Genomic DNA, 16,536 nt, shown 5'->3' on the forward strand with positions numbered 1-16,536 from the left:
GCGAAAGTGCCCGGAGCGCATCGAACTTCACTGCAAATCCCCTCGAAGGAAGGGTACAGGTATCTCTGGTGTGCCGCCCCGGTTGGGGTAATGTACGCCCTAATGTACTAAACGTATGCATCGTCAGACACGCATCGCAAACCTCGCATATTTGGTACATCGCATCGTCAGTTGAAGTCAGCGAGCCGGCATCGACCGGCAAAAACGAAAAAGCCATCCCCCCGACCCGCCCCCACTGCGAGGCGCCGGAAGGCGGATGGTCCATTGTCGTGAATGCAGGGGTAGATCCGATGGACCAAGCAAGCATGCACGGGGCAATCCGTGGGCTTTACGAAGGGATTCTGGACCCCGGCGCGTGGCACAAGAGCCTGTGCACGCTGACGGAAATGGCGGGTAGCGCACATGCCTCGATGATGGTGTGGGACACCGTGCGCGACCAGGTCACCGTCAACGAGATCGTCAATCCGGTGCCGGAACTGTTCACCGTGTACGAGAACGAATTCCAGGCCATCGACCCGGCCAAGATCTTCGCGCCCCGGCTGGTGCCCGGCGCCTGGTATATCGATGCACGCGACCTCGGCCCGCAGGCCATGGCGCGGCATCCGTTCTACTGCGACTTCTTCAATCGCTTCGACCTGCGCTCCTACGTGGCCTGCCTGGTGGAACGGCAGCCGCACTACGAAGTCTATTTTTCGATGCAGCGCGCGCTGAGCCAGGATGCCTTCTCGGGCGAGGACACCCGCGCGCTCGACTGGGTCGTGCCGCATATGCGCAGCGCCATCGCCCTGCGCGAACGCACCATCGGGCTGTCCGCGCTGGCGTCGCTGTCGGCACGGCTGCTGGAGCGGCTGGCTTTCGCCGTGGCGGTCTACACACCCGAGCGCCGTCTGCTGCTGGCCAACACGGCCGGCGAGCGCTGGGCGCGCCGGCTCGACCCCAGCGGCAAGACCAGCGACTGGCGCCTCTCGCGCGGCTTTGCCGAGATGGTCCAGGCCGCCTGCCACCCCCACCAGCCACAGGCCGCGCAGGCCGCACGCGCCACCGACAAGACCGGCGCCACGGCCGAGGTGCTGGTCCTACCCCTGCCGCCCACCCATATCCTCGCCGCCTCCTGGCAGCAGCCAGCCGCGCTGGTGGTGGTGCACGAGGCCGGCGCCCCATCCGTGCTGCTCGATACCGTGCTGCGCGAACTGTACGGACTCACGCCGGCCGAAACCCGGCTGGCCACGCGGCTGGCCTGCGGCGAAGGACTGCCGGAGGCGAGCCGACAGATGCGCATCCGCCACGAGACCGCGCGCACGCAGCTCAAGTCCATCTTCCTGAAGACGGGCTGCGGCAGCCAGGCCCGCCTCACGCAGATGCTGACCCGGCTCGCCACCGCGCTCGAGGGCGGCTAGCGCCCCTCCCCTGCATCGCCCCTTTCCCCCTGCCGCGCTACCCGTGGCAGGCATGCGAAGTCTTGACGCGCCGCCCTCTTCACCGGAACTGGGCACACTCTGCGCGCGCGCCACGCCGGACTGCAAGGCATGAACGACGGACAAATGCACGAGACCATCCGAAGTCTCTACCAAGGTGTTTTTGAAACGGGAGCCTGGCAGCGGTGCCTGGTGGCCCTGTGCGGCGCGAGCGGCAGCTCGCAGGCCTCGCTGATCGTGCGCAACCGGGCGCTCGACCGCGTGGTGGTCACTCACGCGGTGGACTACAAGCCCGACGCCATGGAGGCCTACACCTCGCACTACTATCAGTTCGACCCGAGCCGGCCGTTCGCCGAGCGCCTGAGCGTGGGGGACTGGTATATCGACCATCGCGACGTGGGCGAGCAGGTCATGCGCACCAGCCCGTTCTATGGCGAGTTCCTGCGCGGCCTGAATGTCGCGTCGGTCATGTCGTGCCTGATCGAGCGGCATCCCACCTACGAGATCTACCTGTCGCTGCAACGGCCGCTCGATGCCAATGTCTATGCCGAGGCGGACGCCCTCGCGCTGGACTGGGTGATCCCGCACCTGCGCAATGCCATCGGCCTGCGCGAGCGCATGCAGGAACTGGCCGCGCGGGGCCGATTGTCGGAAGACATGCTGAACCGGCTGCCCTTCGGCGTGGTGGTGTTCGATCTGGCCGGCAAGCCGGTGTTCGCCAACCAGTCCGGCGAGCCGTGGGTGCGGCGCCTGATGCCGGCCGCCTTCCTGGGGCCGCGCGCCAGCCCGTGGACGGACAGCGCCTACTGGCAGTTCTCACGGCCGTTCGCCGAGGTGCTCCGCGCCATGGCCGCGCCAGACACGCTGCAGGCCGCGCAGGCCATCCAGGCCACCGGCCCGGATGGCCGCACCGCGCAGATCGTGTCCCTGGCGCTGGCGCCGATGGCGCAGAGCCTGCCAGGCATGGAGACCCACACCGTGCTGGCCGCCATCCACGAACGCTACGGCACGCCGCGCGCCATGCCGGCCATCCTGCGCGACCTGTTCGGCCTCACGCCGGCGGAAACCCGGCTGGCCGCGCTGCTGACGCAGGGCGTTGGCCTGCCGGACGCGTGCGTCCAGCTCGGCATCAAGCGCGAGACCAGCCGCACCCAGGTCAAGTCGATCTTCAACAAGACCCGCACCAGCACGCAGGCGCAGCTGGCACACCTGCTGACCCGGCTCAGCACGATGCTGACCGAGCCATCGCGCTATTAGCCATTAGTTAACAACGAAATGGGAAAGCCGGCTCAGGTGAGCAGCCGCAGCGCGGTGTACACCGCCATGCCGACCACGATCATCCCGACCATGCGGCGCGTGAACAGGTAGAACACCGTGGCCGCGATGCCGGCCATCAGCTTGGCGTTCATCGGCGAGATCGTGAAGTGCCCCTGCCAGGTCATGAATTCCGGCACGATGATGGCTGCCAGCGCCGCCGCCGGGGCATAGCGCAGCGCGCGCTGGAGGCGGTCCGGCACGCTCACGCGCTCGCCGGCCATCAGGAACAGCGCCCGCGTGAACACGGTCACCACGGCCATGCCGACGATGGCGACCCAGGTTTCAACGTGGCTCATGCGCGGTCTCCGGTCTGGGGTTCCACCTGCGGCTCGGACACCGGCTCCGCCTGCGCGCGGGCCTTGCGGGCGCGGATGCCGCGCAGCGTGGCGCGCGCGGCCAGTTCGTCGCTGGCCATGCCGGCCGCCAGCGCGCCCACCACGGCCACCACCAGCGCCAGCCGGTACGGGAGGTCGAAGCACAGCAGCGCCAGCACGGCGGACACCACCACGGCCATCAGCGTGGAGCGCGAGTTGATCGTGGCGATCATCACCGGAATCAGCGCCATCACGCCGGCCAGCCCGAGGCCCCAGGCGTCCGGGAACACGCTGGCCAGCAGGATGCCGAGCACCGACGAGACCTGCCAGGTGGCGCAGTTGACCAGCGCCATCCCCCAGAAATAGCCCTCCTTGCCCGGCGCGTAGCCCGGCTCGACGTATTTCTGCATGAAATAGACGAAGTGGAGGTCGCCGTTGAAGAAGCCCAGCACGGTGCGCCGGCCCATCGGCAGGTAGCTGAAGTGCGGCTGGAGCGCCGCGCTGAAGATGACGAAGCGCAGGTTGACCACGGCGGCGGTGAGCCAGATGGTCCAGATCGGCAGGCCGGCGGCGAACAGCGGCAGCACGGCCAGCTGGGCGGAGCCGGCATAGACCAGCAGCGACATGCCGATGGCCTCCGGCACGGTCAGCGCCGACTTGCTCATGGCCACCCCGGTGACCAGCCCCCACGAGAACACGGCGGGCAGGGAAGGCGCGAAATAGCGTGCGCCGTCGAGAAAACCGTTGCGCTCCACCTCGGCAAAGCGATGCCAGAGGCGCAACCACACCGGGGACGACTGTCGGGGTGTCATAGCAGAGGGCGAGAAGGGTACGGCCAGCGCGTGGAGCGGGGCCGTCGGGGGGCACCGCCGGCATCGCGCCAGCGGCAAAGCAGACATTATAGGCGCGTGGCCGCCGCTGGTAAGCGGCGGCTTAAAAGCGCGTGCACCGAGTGTTGTTTCGCGGAGAATCGGCCCCCGTCCCTCCTCTGCCCCGCTCCGCCTTCCTCCAACCCTTATGCCGGTCGGCCGGTGGGCGCCAGCGGCGCCGCTTCCGTCGCAGGCGCCTGCGCCGGGTCGGTCTCGTCATCCCCGCCGCCGGCCTGGCCCAGGTCGATGCCCGATGTCTCCGGCAGCAGCGCCGCCGACACCATCACCAGCGCGTAGCCCACCCCGGCCACCATGGCGATGGCCAGTGCCAGCGAGGTCCGCCCGCTGTTGAGCCAGCCCACCGCGAGCGGGAAGAACGAGCCGATCACCCGGCCCAGGTTGTACGACACGCCATACCCCGTGGCGCGGACAGCACTCGGATACGACTCCGAGATCGTCGCGCCAATCCCCGAGAACACGCCCTGCATCAGCACCCCGAGCGGGAAGCCGAGGAACAGCATCGACGTATTGCTGACCGGAATCACCATATAGATCATCGCCATGACGAAGGCGCCGGCGGCGAACGCCATATAGGTCACCCGGCGGCCCCAGCGGTCCGTGGCGTAGGCACCGGCCACGTAGCCCACCAGCGAGCCGAGGATGGTCACGGCCAGATAGGAGCTGGTGCCGAATACCGACAGCCCCCGCTCGGTCTTCAGGAAGGTGGGCAGCCAGGTGGCGATGGCGTAGTAGGCGCCCAGCATGCCGCCCGACAGCAGGCTGCACAGCAAGGTCTTGCGCAGCAGCGGGGCGCGGAACACGCGCGCCAGGTCGGCCCCTGGCGAGACCTTGCCGCGCACGGCCCGGCTCTTGAGGAAGACTTCCGGCTCCTGGAGGTTGCGGCGCAGGTAGATCACCACCAGCGCCGGCAGGATGCCGAGGAAGAAGCAGACGCGCCACGCGGTCTCCGGCTCGAACAGGTTGAAGGTGATGGCGTAGGCGATGGCCGCGCCGCCCCAGCCGAACGAATAGCTGCTGGCGGTGAAGCCCGAATACTTGCCGCGATGGGCCGGATTGCGGATCAGCTCGGTCACCAGCACCATGCACAGCGACGATTCGCCGCCGAAGCCCAGCCCCTGGAGCATGCGGAACACCAGCAGCTGCTCGGGCGAATTCGCCATGCCGCACAGGAAGCACGACACCGCGAACACGATGATGGTCCAGCGCAGCACGCGCACGCGACCGAAGCGGTCCGCCAGCAGCCCGGCGCCCACCGCGCCCACCAGCGACGAGACCAGCGTCCAGGTGACGATGGCGCCCGCCATCGACTTGCTCATGCCCCACTGCGCCAGCAGCGTGGAGATGAGGAAGGAGTAGATCATGAAGTCGAACACATCGACCGCATGACCAAGAAACGCGCCGTAGAACCCCTTGCGCTCGGCGCGCGACAGTTCCCTGAACCAGTCCATCATGATGGTTTCCTCCCAGTTTTCAGTTGTGTTGTTATCGATCGATGCCGGCCGCTGCCAGCCCGCGCGGCGGTTGGTAGGCGTAGCCGGCGGCCTCAAGCAGTTGGGCGAAGCGCAGCGACGTGAGATCGCCCCAGCGCCGCGCCACGATCTGCACGCCGCACGGCAGGCCGTCGCGCGCGGGGCCGATCGGCGCCACCGTGGACGGCAACCCGCACAGCCCCGAATGGCCGGCCCAGAACAGCTGCGTGGTCAGCGGCAGCGGCTGGCCGTTCACCGGCAGCGTGCGCTGCCACGGCTCGCCGGCTTCGTCCAGCGGGAACGCGGTGGTGGCGGCGGCCGGGCACAGCAGCACGTCGTAATCGGCGAAGAAGCGGCGCCAGCTATCGGCAAAGCGGTCGCGGGCGGCTTGCAGGCGCAGCCAGTCACGATGCGTCAGCGTGGCGCCGGTGAATTGCAGCGTGGCGTAATCGTCACCCACATCCGGGCGGGTGCGCGCCAGCGCGTCGGCGAAGGCGGCGTCATCCATATAGACGGAGGTGGTGGCGCGCAGCAGCAGCACGTAGCTGCGCCATAGCGCGGCGGCGTCGAAGTCCGGGCGCACGTGCCAGTCCACCCTGGCGCCCTGCCCGGCCAGCCAGTGGCCGAGCGCCTCGATGGGCTGGCTGACCATGGCATCGACATCGGCCAGCGGATGGCTCGGCAACACCGCCACGCGGAAGTCGGCCAGACGTTGGTGCGGGCAGGCCGGCAGGTCCAGCCGCCAGGCGGGCGCGAGGTCCACGTCCGGGCCGGCGATGGCGCGCAGCACCAGTTCGAGGTCACGCGCGCTGCGGGCCACCGGGCCGGCCACGTTGATGTCCTGCTCGGCAAACCCGGCCGGCGCGTTGCCGTGGCCGCGCAGCGGCACCAGCCCGTGACTGCTCTTGTGCGAGAACACGCCGCAGTAGTGCGCCGGGTTGCGCAGCGACGAGCCGATGTCGGAGCCCACATCGAAAAAGCTCATGCCGGCGCAGACTGCTGCCGCGCTGCCGCCCGAGGAACCGCCCGGCGTCCGCGACGGATCGTGCGGATTGCGTGTGGTGCCGTAGATCGCGTTGTAGCTCTGCCAGTCACGCAGGCCCAGCGGCACATTGGTCTTGCCGAGCAGGATCGCGCCCTGGGCGCGCAGGCGCTGCACCACCACCGCATCGCGCTCGGCACGATGATCGGCGCGCGCCGGGCTGCCGCAGGTGGTGGGCCAGCCGGCCACGTCGAACGATTCCTTGATCGAGAACGGCACGCCGTCCAGCGGCCCGAGCGCGGCGCCGGCCTGTCGGCGGCGGTCACTCTCGCGGGCCGCCGTGTGGGCGGCATCGAAGTCCGGCAGGATGAGTGCGTTGATCGTCGCATGGTGGGCAACCCACGCGGCTTGGCAGGCGTCCACCAGCGCCTGCGCGGTGGTCTCGCCACGGGCAAGCCGCTCGGCGGCTACCCAGATCGGCAAAAAGCAGTCGTCCAGCCGGACAGGGTCGGCCGGCGGCAGGTCAGGCAGGGTCACGTTCGCTCCGTGTGTTGTCTTGGGCCGGCGCATGGGTGCGGCGGCCTGAGGGGGCGCTATCGATACGGCGGCGGTTACAGCGTTCGGTATACTATATTCACCAATCCGAAAATCACAAGGCAGTATTTATGCCAAGGTGATTTGCACCGCAACAAGGCAGGAAGCGGCTTCTCAAGGGATTGACGCGTGCGGGCGCGGGTGCGCTGCACCATCATCGGGAGCGTTTTGGTATACCGTTTGGTGCGTAGGCGGGGATCAGCGCCGCAGCAAACCGACCAGTTCGTCGATGTCCGGCAAGGCGGCGGCGCGGCCCGTGGCTTCGCCGTCGGTGGCGTCGAGCACGCCGTCCGCCAGCGCGCGCTTGCCCTGGTGGAGGTCCACGATGCGTTCCTCGATGGTGCCGGCGGTGATCAGCCGGTAGACCGTGACCGGCCGCTGCTGGCCGATGCGGTGCGCGCGGCCCATCGCCTGATCCTCGGCGGCGGGGTTCCACCACGGGTCGGCAATCACGATGTAGTCGGCCGCCGTCAGGTTCAGGCCGAAGCCGCCAGCCTTCAGGCTGATCAGGAAGACATCGCCCGCCCCGCCCTGGAACGCGGCCACGCGGCGGGTGCGCTCGCCGGCCGGGGTGGCGCCGTCCAGATACTGGTAGGCCAGTCCGGCCTCGTCCAGCGCGCGCCGCATCAGTTGCAGGAAATCGACGAACTGGCTGAACACCAGCGTCTTGTGGCCGTTGGCGGCCAGCGTGGCGGCCAGTTCGGCGAAGGCGCGTACCTTGGCGCCCGGCGCGGCCACCTCGGGCGTGGCCAGGCGCGGGTCGCACGCGGCGCGGCGCATGCGCATCAGCTGCGCCAGCACGTGGATGCGGGCGTCGGGTGCGGCCGGCGCTGCCGGCTGTGCCTTGCGCCCCTTCCTGGCGGGCGGACGCAGCAGCGAGCGCTCGGCCTCGGACAGCGCCTGGCGGCGCAGCGCCTCGTAGTGGGCGGCCTCGGCCGGCTCGGGCTCCACGCGGATCACGAGCTCCGTGCGCGGCGGCAGTTCGTCCAGCACCTGCGCCTTGGTCCGCCGCAGCACGAACGGCGCGATCATGCGCCGCAGCCGCACGCGCGGCTCCCGCGCACCATTGCGCTCGATCGGATTGGCAAAGTGTTCGTTGAAGCGGACCAGCGACCCGAGCAGCCCCGGGTTGCAGAACCGCATCACGGCCCAGAGTTCGGAGAGCCGGTTCTCGATCGGCGTGCCGGAAAGCGCCACGCGGCAGTCAGTGGCCAACGCGAACATGGCCTGCGCGCGGCGCGAGGACGGATTCTTGATCGATTGCGCCTCGTCGGCGACCACCGTGTGCCAGCGCCGCGCGCCGAAATCCTTGCGCGCCTGCTGGAGCAGTTGGTACGAGACGATCACGAGGTCATGGGCGCCGGACTGCTCGACGATGGCTACGCGGTCCCCCTCGGCATAGACATGGACGTTGAGCGTGGGGGCGAAGCGGCGCGCCTCGGCAGCCCAGTTGCCGCACACCGAGGTCGGTGCCACCACCAGCGCTGCGCCGCCTGCGGCACGGGCCAGCAGCAGCGCGAGTGACTGGAGCGTCTTGCCCAGCCCCATGTCATCGGCCAGACAGGCGCCGAAGCCAGCCTCGGCCAGCGCCATCATCCAGCGGTAGCCTTCCTCCTGATACGGACGCAGTTCGGTGGCCAGCGTGGCCGGCACGACGGCGTCCGTCTCGCGCGCGGCGCGCAGCCGGCGCACGCGGGTGCGGAAGTGCGCGTCCGGGTCCACCCCGGCGCCGGCCAGCACGTCGTCCAGCCAGGGCGCGGCCACCAGCGGCACGCGGATGCCGTCGCGCACCCCATCCCCCACCCCGGCGAGGTCACGCAGGCGGGCGCGCAGCTGGCCGGTCAGCGCCACGTAGACGCCCTGCCCCATCGGCATGAAGCGCCCGGCGTGGCCGTGCGCCCAGGCCACCAGCTTCTCCAGCGACATCACCAGCCCCTCGGCCACGCGCAGATGGCCCACCAGCTTGAACCACTCGCTGCCGGTTTCCACGCTGACGGCCAGTTGCGGGAGGTCGGCGGGCAGCAGCCGGATCTCGCGGCCGCGTGGCCATTCCAGGTCGATCACGCCAGCAAGGCCGGGCAGCATCTCCACGGCGGTGAGGGCGTTCTCGGGGTCGTCCAGCGTCCAGGTGTATTCGCCGCCGGGCGGTGCGGTCTCGACCAGGAACGGCAGGGCGGCGAAGACCTCGGCCACGTGGGCCAGCTCGGCGTCCAGGTCGCGCTCGGTGGCCATCGCCTCGCCGGCAACCGTCGCCATCAACTGCGCGCGGCCCGCGCCCGGCGCCAGCCGGGGCCCCATGGGGCCCAGCGGCGTGACCACAAGGCGCAGGCCGATGCCGCGCCCTACCGGCGCCACTTCGGCACGCAGGCGGGTTTCCGGCTCGCGCAGGCGCGCCTCGCCAGCGCTATCGGCATGGACCTGGAAGTGACTGGCCAGCGCGCGCAGCGTGGTGTCCAGCCGGGCGTGGGCGTCAGCGGGCACGGCCAGCCCATCGGCAATCAGGCGCGCGGCCTGCTGCTGCGCCGCGGAGAAGCGGATCACGCGGAGGCGGCGCGGGCCGTCCTGGAGCACCGTGATCTGGCGCAGCGCCTCGGCTTCCTCGCGCGCGGCGGGGGGCAGCAGGTCTTCCATGGCGGGCGCGGGGCGCAGCGGGGGGGCGATGCGGAGCACGTAGCGGTCGCCGCCGTTGCCAACCTCCCGGACGGCTTCGAGCGTGGGGGCGGCCTCGGTGACCTCCATCGGCACGGTCGGCGCGTGGGACAGCACCACCCCCGGGTGCCCGACCAGCGCCATCACGGCGGCGGCGCGGTCCAGCACGTGGCGGCGGTTGCGCGAGCGGTCGCGGCGGATGGCCCGGGCCACGCGGGCGTCCCACGGCGCCAGGGTGTCGTCCTCGGCCACCCGGGCCAGCGGGATCGGGCGGGGCTTGCCCCAGCCGCGCGGGCCGTGGGCCTGCTCCAGCGGTTCCACCGTGCCCAGGACCCCATCGGCATCCACAGTCAGCGCCCACAACAGGCGGCGCCGCCCGCCCTCGACGGGGGCTTCTGCGCCGGCCAGGGCCGCCAGTTCGCCCAGGGCGTCCTGCCAGCGGTCATCGTCATTGGGGGTGGAAGGGAGCGCGGACAAGGGCAAAGACAGGCAATGGGGGCTGGGCGGCATCGGAACGGCGATTGTAGTCCCCCCGCCCGGCCCCGGCCGCGTTGGCACATCAGGGCGCGCGGCTTACAATGGCGGCCTTGTGACATTTCTGGTGCAGAGGGAGACAACCATGTCGATGGCGGATCGCGACGGCAAGATCTGGATGGATGGCAAGCTGATTGAGTGGCGCGACGCCAAGATTCACGTGCTGACGCACACCCTGCACTACGGCATGGGCGTATTCGAGGGCGTGCGCGCCTACAAGACGCCGGCCGGCACGGCGATTTTCCGCCTCAAGGAGCACACGCGCCGCCTGTTCAACTCGGCCAAGATCTTCCAGATGGTCATGCCGTTCGACGAAGCGACGCTCGAGGCCGCCCAGCGCGAGGTGGTGCGGGCCAACAACCTTGAGTCGTGCTACATCCGCCCGCTGGTCTGGATCGGCTCCGAGAAGCTCGGCGTGTCGGCCAAGGGCAACACCATCCACGTGGCCATCGCCGCCTGGCCGTGGGGCGCCTACCTGGGCGAAGAGGGGCTGGAGCGCGGCATCCGCGTCAAGACCTCGTCGTTCACGCGCCACCATGTGAATGTGTCGCTGGTGCGCGCCAAGGCGAGCGGCTACTACATCAACTCGATCCTGGCCAACCAGGAGGCCACCGGCCTCGGCTACGACGAGGCGCTGCTGCTCGACACCGACGGCTACGTGAGCGAGGGCTCGGGCGAGAACGTGTTCATCGTGCGCAATGGCGTGATCTACACCCCGGACCTGGCCTCGTGCCTGGACGGCATCACCCGTGACGCCACGCTGACGATTGCCCGCGACCTCGGCATCGAGGTGCGCGAAAAGCGCATCACGCGCGACGAAATGTACTGCGCCGACGAAGCGTTCTTCACCGGCACCGCCGCCGAAGTCACGCCGATCCGCGAACTGGACGACCGCGTCATCGGCGAAGGCCGCCGCGGCCCGGTCACCCAGCGCATCCAGGAAGCGTTCTTTGCCGCCGTGGGCGGCACGGACGAGAAGTACAAGAAGTGGCTGACGCTGGTCTGAGCACCGGCGCCATCCCCGCATCGATAACAAAGCCAGTCACCCTGCAAGCCAAACGCAACACCATGACGCAAACCGCATCCGTCGTCGAAATCGGCGCTGAAGACATGCCCCTCCACTGCCCCACGGGGAACACCCCGGCGTGGAACTACCATCCCCGCGTGTTCCTGGACGTGGCCGACACCGGCGAGGTGAAGTGCCCGTACTGCGGTACCGTGTACAAGCTCAAGCCGGGCACCGTTCTGAAGGGCCACCACTGAGATCGCGTCCGAGGCACGCGGCCCGCGCCGCGCGCCGCCGCACTCCCCTCCCGCCCCGGGCCGCGTTGCGCCCCGGGGCATTGGCATGTCCGGGCCACGCATCACCCACAATATGAAAAAAGCCCTCGTCATCGCCCCGAACTGGATCGGCGACGCGCTGATGGCGCAGCCGCTGTTCGCGCTGCTCAAGGCGCGCCACCCCCGCATGGTCATCGACGCCCTCGCCCCGAAATGGGTGGCGCCCGTACTCGCACGCATGCCCGAGATCGGCACCGTGTTCCCGAGCGACCTTGCACACGGCAAGCTGCAGCTCTCGGCCCGGCTGATGTTTGCGCAGCAGCTCAAGCACGAGGGCTACGACGTAGCCTATGTGCTGCCGAATTCACTCAAGTCGTCGCTGATTCCGTTCCTGGCCGGCATTCCGCTGCGCATCGGCTATCGCGGCGAGGCACGCTTCGGCATGCTCAACGTGCGCCACGCCAACCCGCCGCGCGACAAGCGTCCGCCGATGGTGGAGCACTACGCACGGCTGGCCCTGAAGCCCGGCGGGCGCCTGCCGGAGCACATTCCCGATCCGCAGCTGCGCGTGAAGCCCGAGCGCATGGCCGCCACCGCCGAGCGTTTCGGCATTGCGCCGCAGACCCGGGTCATCGCCTTCTGCCCGGGGGCGGAGTTCGGCCCGGCCAAGCGCTGGCCGGCCGCCCACTTCGCCGAACTGGCGCAGATGCTGCGCCGCTCGTTCCCGTATGCGCAGATCATCACCCTCGGATCGGCCAAGGATGCCGAGATCGCGGCGGAGATCGTCGCCGGGGCGCCGTTCGTGCGCAACCTGTGCGGCCAGACCTCGCTCGACGACGCGGTGGACCTGCTCGCGCTGTCCGAGGCGGCCGTCTGCAACGACTCCGGCCTGATGCACGTGACCGCCGCGCTGAACCGGCCCCAGGTGGCCGTCTTCGGCTCCAGCGACCCGCGCCATACCCCCCCGCTGTCACAGGCTGCGAGTATCATGTGGCTGCAACTCGAGTGCAGCCCCTGCTTCAAACGCGAGTGCCCGCTGGGCCACCTGCGCTGCCTGAAGGACATCGAACCCGAAATGGTGTTCGTCGAGTTGCGCAAGCTCCTGCATCGACCCTGACCACGCCAACATGCCCCGTTTCGCCCGACTGTTCGATTCCGCCGAAGACATCGTCGATGCCTTCCGCGAAGCCATGAAACTGCGCGATGCCGACGGCGCGCTGCGCCTCTGGCTCGACGAGGATTCGGTCACGTGCGTGATGCCCGACGGCCAGCGCCTGATCGGCCACGACCACCTGCGCCAGGCCTTCATGCAGCTGCTGGAGGAGCAGCCGGTGCTGATCGACGCCATCGAGACCAGCAGCCATGCCTCGCTCGGCGTGTCGATCTTCGACGTGACCGAGGCGCTGCGCTTTGGCGCGGACCGCGTGGAAGCGGACCTCTACGTGCACACCACCTACGTGCTGATGCAGAACCACGAGGGCTGGCGCCTGGCCCACATCCACTGCAGCCCGGCCAACGCGGTGCAGGTAGCCGCCGTGGCCGCCGCCCCAGGCCAGGCGCTGCACTGAGCGCTGCAACGTAATGGGCCTGAAGTCGGGCGCCGCCTTTAGCGATCCCAAACCCTTCGGCGAGACCTTCCACACGCCGTGGTGGCTGCGCGGCGGCCATGCCCAGACCATCCTGGCGGCCCGCTTCACGCGGCACCGGCGCGTCACGTTCCGGCGCGAACGCTGGGACACCCCCGATGGCGACTTCATCGACGTCGACTGGACCACGCACCCGGTAGCGCCGGGCGCCCCGCTGGTGGTGATGTTCCACGGGCTCGAGGGCGACTCGCGCAGCCATTACGCCCAGACCCTGATGGACGCGCTGCGCGCACGCGGCTGGCAGGGCGCCATCCCGCATTTCCGGGGCTGCTCGGGCGAGCTGAACCGCGCGCCGCGCTTCTATCATTCGGGCGATTCCGCCGAGATCCGCTGGGTGCTGGAGCGGCTGCGCCAGCAGGTGCAGCCGGGGCGGCCGGGGCAGAAGGAAGGACAGCGCATGCTGGCGGTCGGTATCTCGCTCGGCGGCAACGCCCTGCTGCGCTATCTGGGCGAGGAAGGCCACGGCGCGAGTTTCCTGACCGCGGCGGCAGCCATCTCGGCCCCGCTCGATCTCGCGGCGGGCGGCGCGGCGCTCTCCCAGGGCTTCAACCTGATCTATACCCGGATGTTCCTGCAGACGCTGAAGCGCAAGTCGCTGGCCAAGCTCGACCAGTTTCCGGGCCTGTTCGACCGCGCGACGATGCTGGCAAGCCGCGATCTGTACGCGTTCGACAACGTGGTCACCGCGCCGCTACACGGCTTCCGCGATACCGATGACTACTGGAAGCGCGCCGCCAGCAAGCCGGTGCTGGGCGAGATCCGCATTCCCACGCTGGTGCTGAACGCGCGCAACGACCCCTTCCTGCCCGGCCAGCACCTGCCGACCCAGGCCGAGGTCAGCCCCGACGTGCTGCTGGAGCAGCCGGCGCACGGCGGCCACGTCGGCTTCATGACGCCCCGCGCCGGTGTGCTGGGCCACCTGCCGCTGTTCCCGGTGGCGGGCCATATCGAATGGCTGCCCACGCGCATCCTCGACTACTTCGACAGTGTGGGCGGCACGCGCCAGACGGCGTAGGAGACAACCATGGATGACATCGTCAAGCAGGCGATGGCCCGCTGGCCCAACGTGCCGAATGCGTACGGATGGCTGGCGCTGGACCGGCGTGGGCAATGGCGCCTGCGCAACGAGTTTGCCCAGGAGCACGGGCTGTCCGGCGACCCGATCCGCCACGAGGCGCTGATCCACTTCATCGAACGCAACTACACCCACGACGCGCGCGGCGCCTGGTTCTTCCAGAACGGGCCGCAGCGCGTGTTCGTCGCGCTCGGCTACGCACCGTGGATCGTGCGGATGCATGACGGCGCGCTGGCCACCACCACCGGGCGGCCGTTCAGCGTGACGGCCTGCCATGCCGACGAGCACGGCAACGTGCTGCTGGCGGGGACGGTGGAAGGTCTGGAGGATAGGGATGGGGATGGGGATGGCGCGCCGGTGCAGGCCGCGCTGCTGCACGACCATGATCTCGACGCCTTCAGCAGCACCTGCACCTGGCATGGAGAGGCGTGCGGCGCGGCGCTGGGGGTGTTCCACCACGCCGGGCGCGATTTCGACATCGAACCGATTGCCGAGGACGAAGTGCCGACGCGCTTCGGCTTCGTCCGCGCGCCCGCGCCGGAAGCCGAAGCTGGCTGAGGCCAAGCCTCAGTTCGGCATGCCCTTGTTGTCCTGCTTCTCCTCGCGGAAGCGAAGCTGGAGCTGGTGCAGCCGCGCATCGACCTCGGACAGCGAGTAGAAATCGCCATCACTGGCCTTGCGGGCGATCTGCAACTGCTCGATGGCCGCCTGATAGGACCCGTCCATCGCGTATTTCTCGGCTAGCGCCTGATGCTGCTGGAGCCGCTTGCCCTGCGCCGCGTAGGCGCGCGCGAGCAGCTCCCACCATTCGGCGCGCGCGGATTCCTCGCGCGTGCGGGCGCGCAGGAAGGTCACGGCCTCGTCGAGCTTGCCGGCGGCGACCAGCGAATCGGCATAGGTCAGCGCCACGGCATGGGAGAGCGGGAACGCGCGCATCGAGGCCTGGGCCTGCGCCAGCGCCTCCTGCGGACGACCCTCGGCCCGCGCCAGCTCGATCGCCATGACGTCGAGCATCGGACTGCCCGAGGTAGCGGATGGAATCGTGCCGTAGAGCCGGCGCGCCTCGGCCAGCGCCCGGTCGGCGTCCGCGTAGCGGCCCAGCCGCTGGTTGGCGAAGGCGATACCGTAGTAGATCGCCGGCTGCCGCACCGGCGAGGCATTCGCCGCTTGCGACTTGAACGTCTCCAGCACGTTGCGCTGATCGTTGGGGGTGGTGGCCTGGATCACGCGCGACCGCGCCCGCGCGAACTCGTACTCGGGCGTGTTGCCGACCTTGCGCACGGACACGTGGCGCACGCGGTCCTGCATGTCGGCGATACGTTCGGAGGTCAGCGGGTGGGTGCGCACATAGGCCGGGATCGAGTTGTCCGAGATACCGGTCACGCGCTGGAGCCGCGAGAAGAAATCGGGCATGCCCTGCGGGTCGAAGCCGGCGGCGGTCATGATCTGGAAGCCGACGCGGTCGGCCTCGCGCTCGGCCCCGCGCGAGAACGACAGCTGGTTGGCCACCGCCGCGCCCTGCCCGCCCATGGCCAGCGCCGCGGCCGCATCGCCGCTCTTGGTGGCGGCCAGCCCGGCCAGCACCATCGACGCCAGCGCGATCCACATCGACTCATCCTGCTTGGTGATGCCACGCGCGATATGGCGCTGCATCACGTGGCCGATTTCATGGCCAAGCACGGAAGCGAGTTCCGATTCGGTTTCCGACTGCACCAGCAGCCCGGTATGCACGCCGATATAGCCGCCCGGCAGCGCGAAGGCGTTGATCGAGCGGTCCCGCACGCCAAACAGCTCGAAGCCGGTGGCGAAGGTGCCCTCGCCATTCGAACCGGCCACGTTCTGGCGGCGCGCGGCCTGCACCAGCCGGTAGCCGAGCGCGTTGAGATAGTCGTTGAGCAGGGGGTCCGAGACGTAGTCGGTATCGCGGCGGATATCGCGCATGATCCGGTCGCCCAGCCGCCGCTCCATGTCCGGCGACAGCGATGCCGTGGACGGGTCGCCGAGGTCCGGCAGCTGCAGGCTGCCGCCCTCCACGACCGGGTTGTTGGTCCGCAATCCGAATTCGGACTTCTGACCCGCCCTGACACTGCGGTTGAGATTGTCGTAGACCTGGTCGCTGGCATCGGGCGCCAGCTCCGTGGTGGGCGCCGGCTGCTGCGAGGACGGCGCGAGCCGCGAGGCGGGCAAAGTCAAGCCCTGCGGCCAGGCCGGCGCGGCCATGGTCAGCACGAGCGCGGCCGCCACGGCACGGGCAAGTGACGCGCGCATGGCGGGGGCGGCCAAAGCAGCGGGAGCGGTGTCGGCGGCGCGCGCCGGAGCGGGCAGGCGACGGCGCCAGGAGGTCTTGGGCATATTGCTATGATAGCGGCC

General features: G+C 69.5%; 14 protein-coding genes. 8 read left to right on the top strand and 6 right to left on the bottom strand.

All coding sequences use genetic code 11. The features are described from left to right. Nucleotides 1–290: 290 nt before the first annotated feature. Entirely contained in the window at nt 291–1,397 is a 1,107-nt protein-coding gene (locus AB4120_RS11135; RefSeq protein WP_149136635.1) for a helix-turn-helix transcriptional regulator, read from the top strand. A gap of 129 nt (nt 1,398–1,526) precedes the next feature. Then, a complete protein-coding gene (locus AB4120_RS11140) occupies nt 1,527–2,672 on the top strand; it encodes a helix-turn-helix transcriptional regulator (RefSeq protein WP_441642237.1) in 1,146 nt (381 codons plus the stop codon). A 32-nt stretch (nt 2,673–2,704) separates the two neighbouring features. Here the strand turns inward: AB4120_RS11140 and AB4120_RS11145 are convergent, their stop codons facing one another. From AB4120_RS11145 to AB4120_RS11165, 5 genes are all read right to left on the bottom strand, one after another. Further along, nucleotides 2,705–3,028 carry an AzlD domain-containing protein gene (locus tag AB4120_RS11145; RefSeq protein ID WP_441642238.1) on the bottom strand — a complete coding sequence of 108 codons (324 nt, stop codon included), beginning with the start codon at nt 3,026–3,028 and terminating at the stop codon, nt 2,705–2,707. After that, the gene (locus tag AB4120_RS11150; protein ID WP_441642239.1) at nt 3,025–3,858 is read right to left on the bottom strand and encodes an AzlC family ABC transporter permease; all 834 of its coding nucleotides are present in this window, start codon (nt 3,856–3,858) and stop codon (nt 3,025–3,027) included. The genes AB4120_RS11145 and AB4120_RS11150 overlap by 4 nt, the downstream gene beginning before the upstream one ends. A gap of 203 nt (nt 3,859–4,061) precedes the next feature. Then, nucleotides 4,062–5,387, bottom strand: a complete 1,326-nt coding sequence (locus tag AB4120_RS11155; RefSeq protein WP_441642240.1) for an MFS transporter — start codon at nt 5,385–5,387, stop codon at nt 4,062–4,064. A 31-nt stretch (nt 5,388–5,418) separates the two neighbouring features. Beyond that, on the bottom strand, nt 5,419–6,957 hold the full coding sequence (locus AB4120_RS11160; RefSeq protein WP_149136638.1) for an amidase: 1,539 nt from the start codon (nt 6,955–6,957) through the stop codon (nt 5,419–5,421). Between the two features lie 222 nt (nt 6,958–7,179). Further along, nucleotides 7,180–10,140, bottom strand: coding sequence for a DEAD/DEAH box helicase (locus AB4120_RS11165; protein ID WP_441642241.1), 2,961 nt, complete (start codon nt 10,138–10,140; stop codon nt 7,180–7,182). 109 nt (nt 10,141–10,249) lie between these two features. Here AB4120_RS11165 and AB4120_RS11170 point away from each other — a divergent pair, with 109 nt between their 5' ends. The 6 genes from AB4120_RS11170 to AB4120_RS11195 all read left to right on the top strand — a co-directional run bounded on the left by AB4120_RS11170 (nt 10,250) and on the right by AB4120_RS11195 (nt 14,724). Continuing rightward, complete coding sequence (locus tag AB4120_RS11170) at nt 10,250–11,170, top strand: branched-chain amino acid transaminase (protein WP_149136639.1); 921 nt, start codon at nt 10,250–10,252, stop codon at nt 11,168–11,170. Between the two features lie 62 nt (nt 11,171–11,232). After that, nucleotides 11,233–11,427 (top strand): zinc-finger domain-containing protein, encoded by a 195-nt coding sequence (locus AB4120_RS11175; protein ID WP_149136640.1) that lies wholly within the window; start codon nt 11,233–11,235, stop codon nt 11,425–11,427. A 112-nt stretch (nt 11,428–11,539) separates the two neighbouring features. Next, complete coding sequence (waaF, locus tag AB4120_RS11180; RefSeq protein ID WP_092292025.1) at nt 11,540–12,562, top strand: lipopolysaccharide heptosyltransferase II; 1,023 nt, start codon at nt 11,540–11,542, stop codon at nt 12,560–12,562. A gap of 10 nt (nt 12,563–12,572) precedes the next feature. After that, nucleotides 12,573–13,013, top strand: a complete 441-nt coding sequence (locus tag AB4120_RS11185) for a YybH family protein (protein ID WP_149136641.1) — start codon at nt 12,573–12,575, stop codon at nt 13,011–13,013. A 13-nt stretch (nt 13,014–13,026) separates the two neighbouring features. Further along, the gene (locus AB4120_RS11190) at nt 13,027–14,106 is read left to right on the top strand and encodes a YheT family hydrolase (RefSeq protein ID WP_441642242.1); all 1,080 of its coding nucleotides are present in this window, start codon (nt 13,027–13,029) and stop codon (nt 14,104–14,106) included. A 9-nt stretch (nt 14,107–14,115) separates the two neighbouring features. Beyond that, nucleotides 14,116–14,724 carry a DUF2946 family protein gene (locus AB4120_RS11195; protein WP_441642243.1) on the top strand — a complete coding sequence of 203 codons (609 nt, stop codon included), beginning with the start codon at nt 14,116–14,118 and terminating at the stop codon, nt 14,722–14,724. A 9-nt stretch (nt 14,725–14,733) separates the two neighbouring features. Here the strand turns inward: AB4120_RS11195 and AB4120_RS11200 are convergent, their stop codons facing one another. Continuing rightward, nucleotides 14,734–16,518, bottom strand: coding sequence for a beta-barrel assembly-enhancing protease (locus tag AB4120_RS11200; RefSeq protein WP_441642244.1), 1,785 nt, complete (start codon nt 16,516–16,518; stop codon nt 14,734–14,736). Nucleotides 16,519–16,536 lie beyond the last annotated feature (18 nt).

Origin of the sequence: Cupriavidus sp. 2KB_3 (assembly GCF_052115685.1) — a bacterium.
GTDB classification, from domain to species: domain Bacteria; phylum Pseudomonadota; class Gammaproteobacteria; order Burkholderiales; family Burkholderiaceae; genus Cupriavidus; species Cupriavidus campinensis.

Excerpts from the sequence above, each read along its gene's own strand:
- AB4120_RS11150 (WP_441642239.1), bottom strand. The coding sequence starts at position 3,858 with ATGACACCCCGACAGTCGTCCCCGGTGTGGTTGCGCCTCTGGCATCGC.
- AB4120_RS11160 (WP_149136638.1), bottom strand. The coding sequence starts at position 6,957 with ATGCGCCGGCCCAAGACAACACACGGAGCGAACGTGACCCTGCCTGAC.
- AB4120_RS11170 (WP_149136639.1), top strand. The coding sequence starts at position 10,250 with ATGTCGATGGCGGATCGCGACGGCAAGATCTGGATGGATGGCAAGCTG.
- AB4120_RS11145 (WP_441642238.1), bottom strand. The coding sequence starts at position 3,028 with ATGAGCCACGTTGAAACCTGGGTCGCCATCGTCGGCATGGCCGTGGTG.
- AB4120_RS11200 (WP_441642244.1), bottom strand. The coding sequence starts at position 16,518 with ATGCCCAAGACCTCCTGGCGCCGTCGCCTGCCCGCTCCGGCGCGCGCC.
- AB4120_RS11135 (WP_149136635.1), top strand. The coding sequence starts at position 291 with ATGGACCAAGCAAGCATGCACGGGGCAATCCGTGGGCTTTACGAAGGG.
- AB4120_RS11140 (WP_441642237.1), top strand. The coding sequence starts at position 1,527 with ATGAACGACGGACAAATGCACGAGACCATCCGAAGTCTCTACCAAGGT.
- waaF (WP_092292025.1), top strand. The coding sequence starts at position 11,540 with ATGAAAAAAGCCCTCGTCATCGCCCCGAACTGGATCGGCGACGCGCTG.
- AB4120_RS11190 (WP_441642242.1), top strand. The coding sequence starts at position 13,027 with ATGGGCCTGAAGTCGGGCGCCGCCTTTAGCGATCCCAAACCCTTCGGC.
- AB4120_RS11195 (WP_441642243.1), top strand. The coding sequence starts at position 14,116 with ATGGATGACATCGTCAAGCAGGCGATGGCCCGCTGGCCCAACGTGCCG.
- AB4120_RS11155 (WP_441642240.1), bottom strand. The coding sequence starts at position 5,387 with ATGATGGACTGGTTCAGGGAACTGTCGCGCGCCGAGCGCAAGGGGTTC.
- AB4120_RS11165 (WP_441642241.1), bottom strand. The coding sequence starts at position 10,140 with ATGCCGCCCAGCCCCCATTGCCTGTCTTTGCCCTTGTCCGCGCTCCCT.
- AB4120_RS11185 (WP_149136641.1), top strand. The coding sequence starts at position 12,573 with ATGCCCCGTTTCGCCCGACTGTTCGATTCCGCCGAAGACATCGTCGAT.
- AB4120_RS11175 (WP_149136640.1), top strand. The coding sequence starts at position 11,233 with ATGACGCAAACCGCATCCGTCGTCGAAATCGGCGCTGAAGACATGCCC.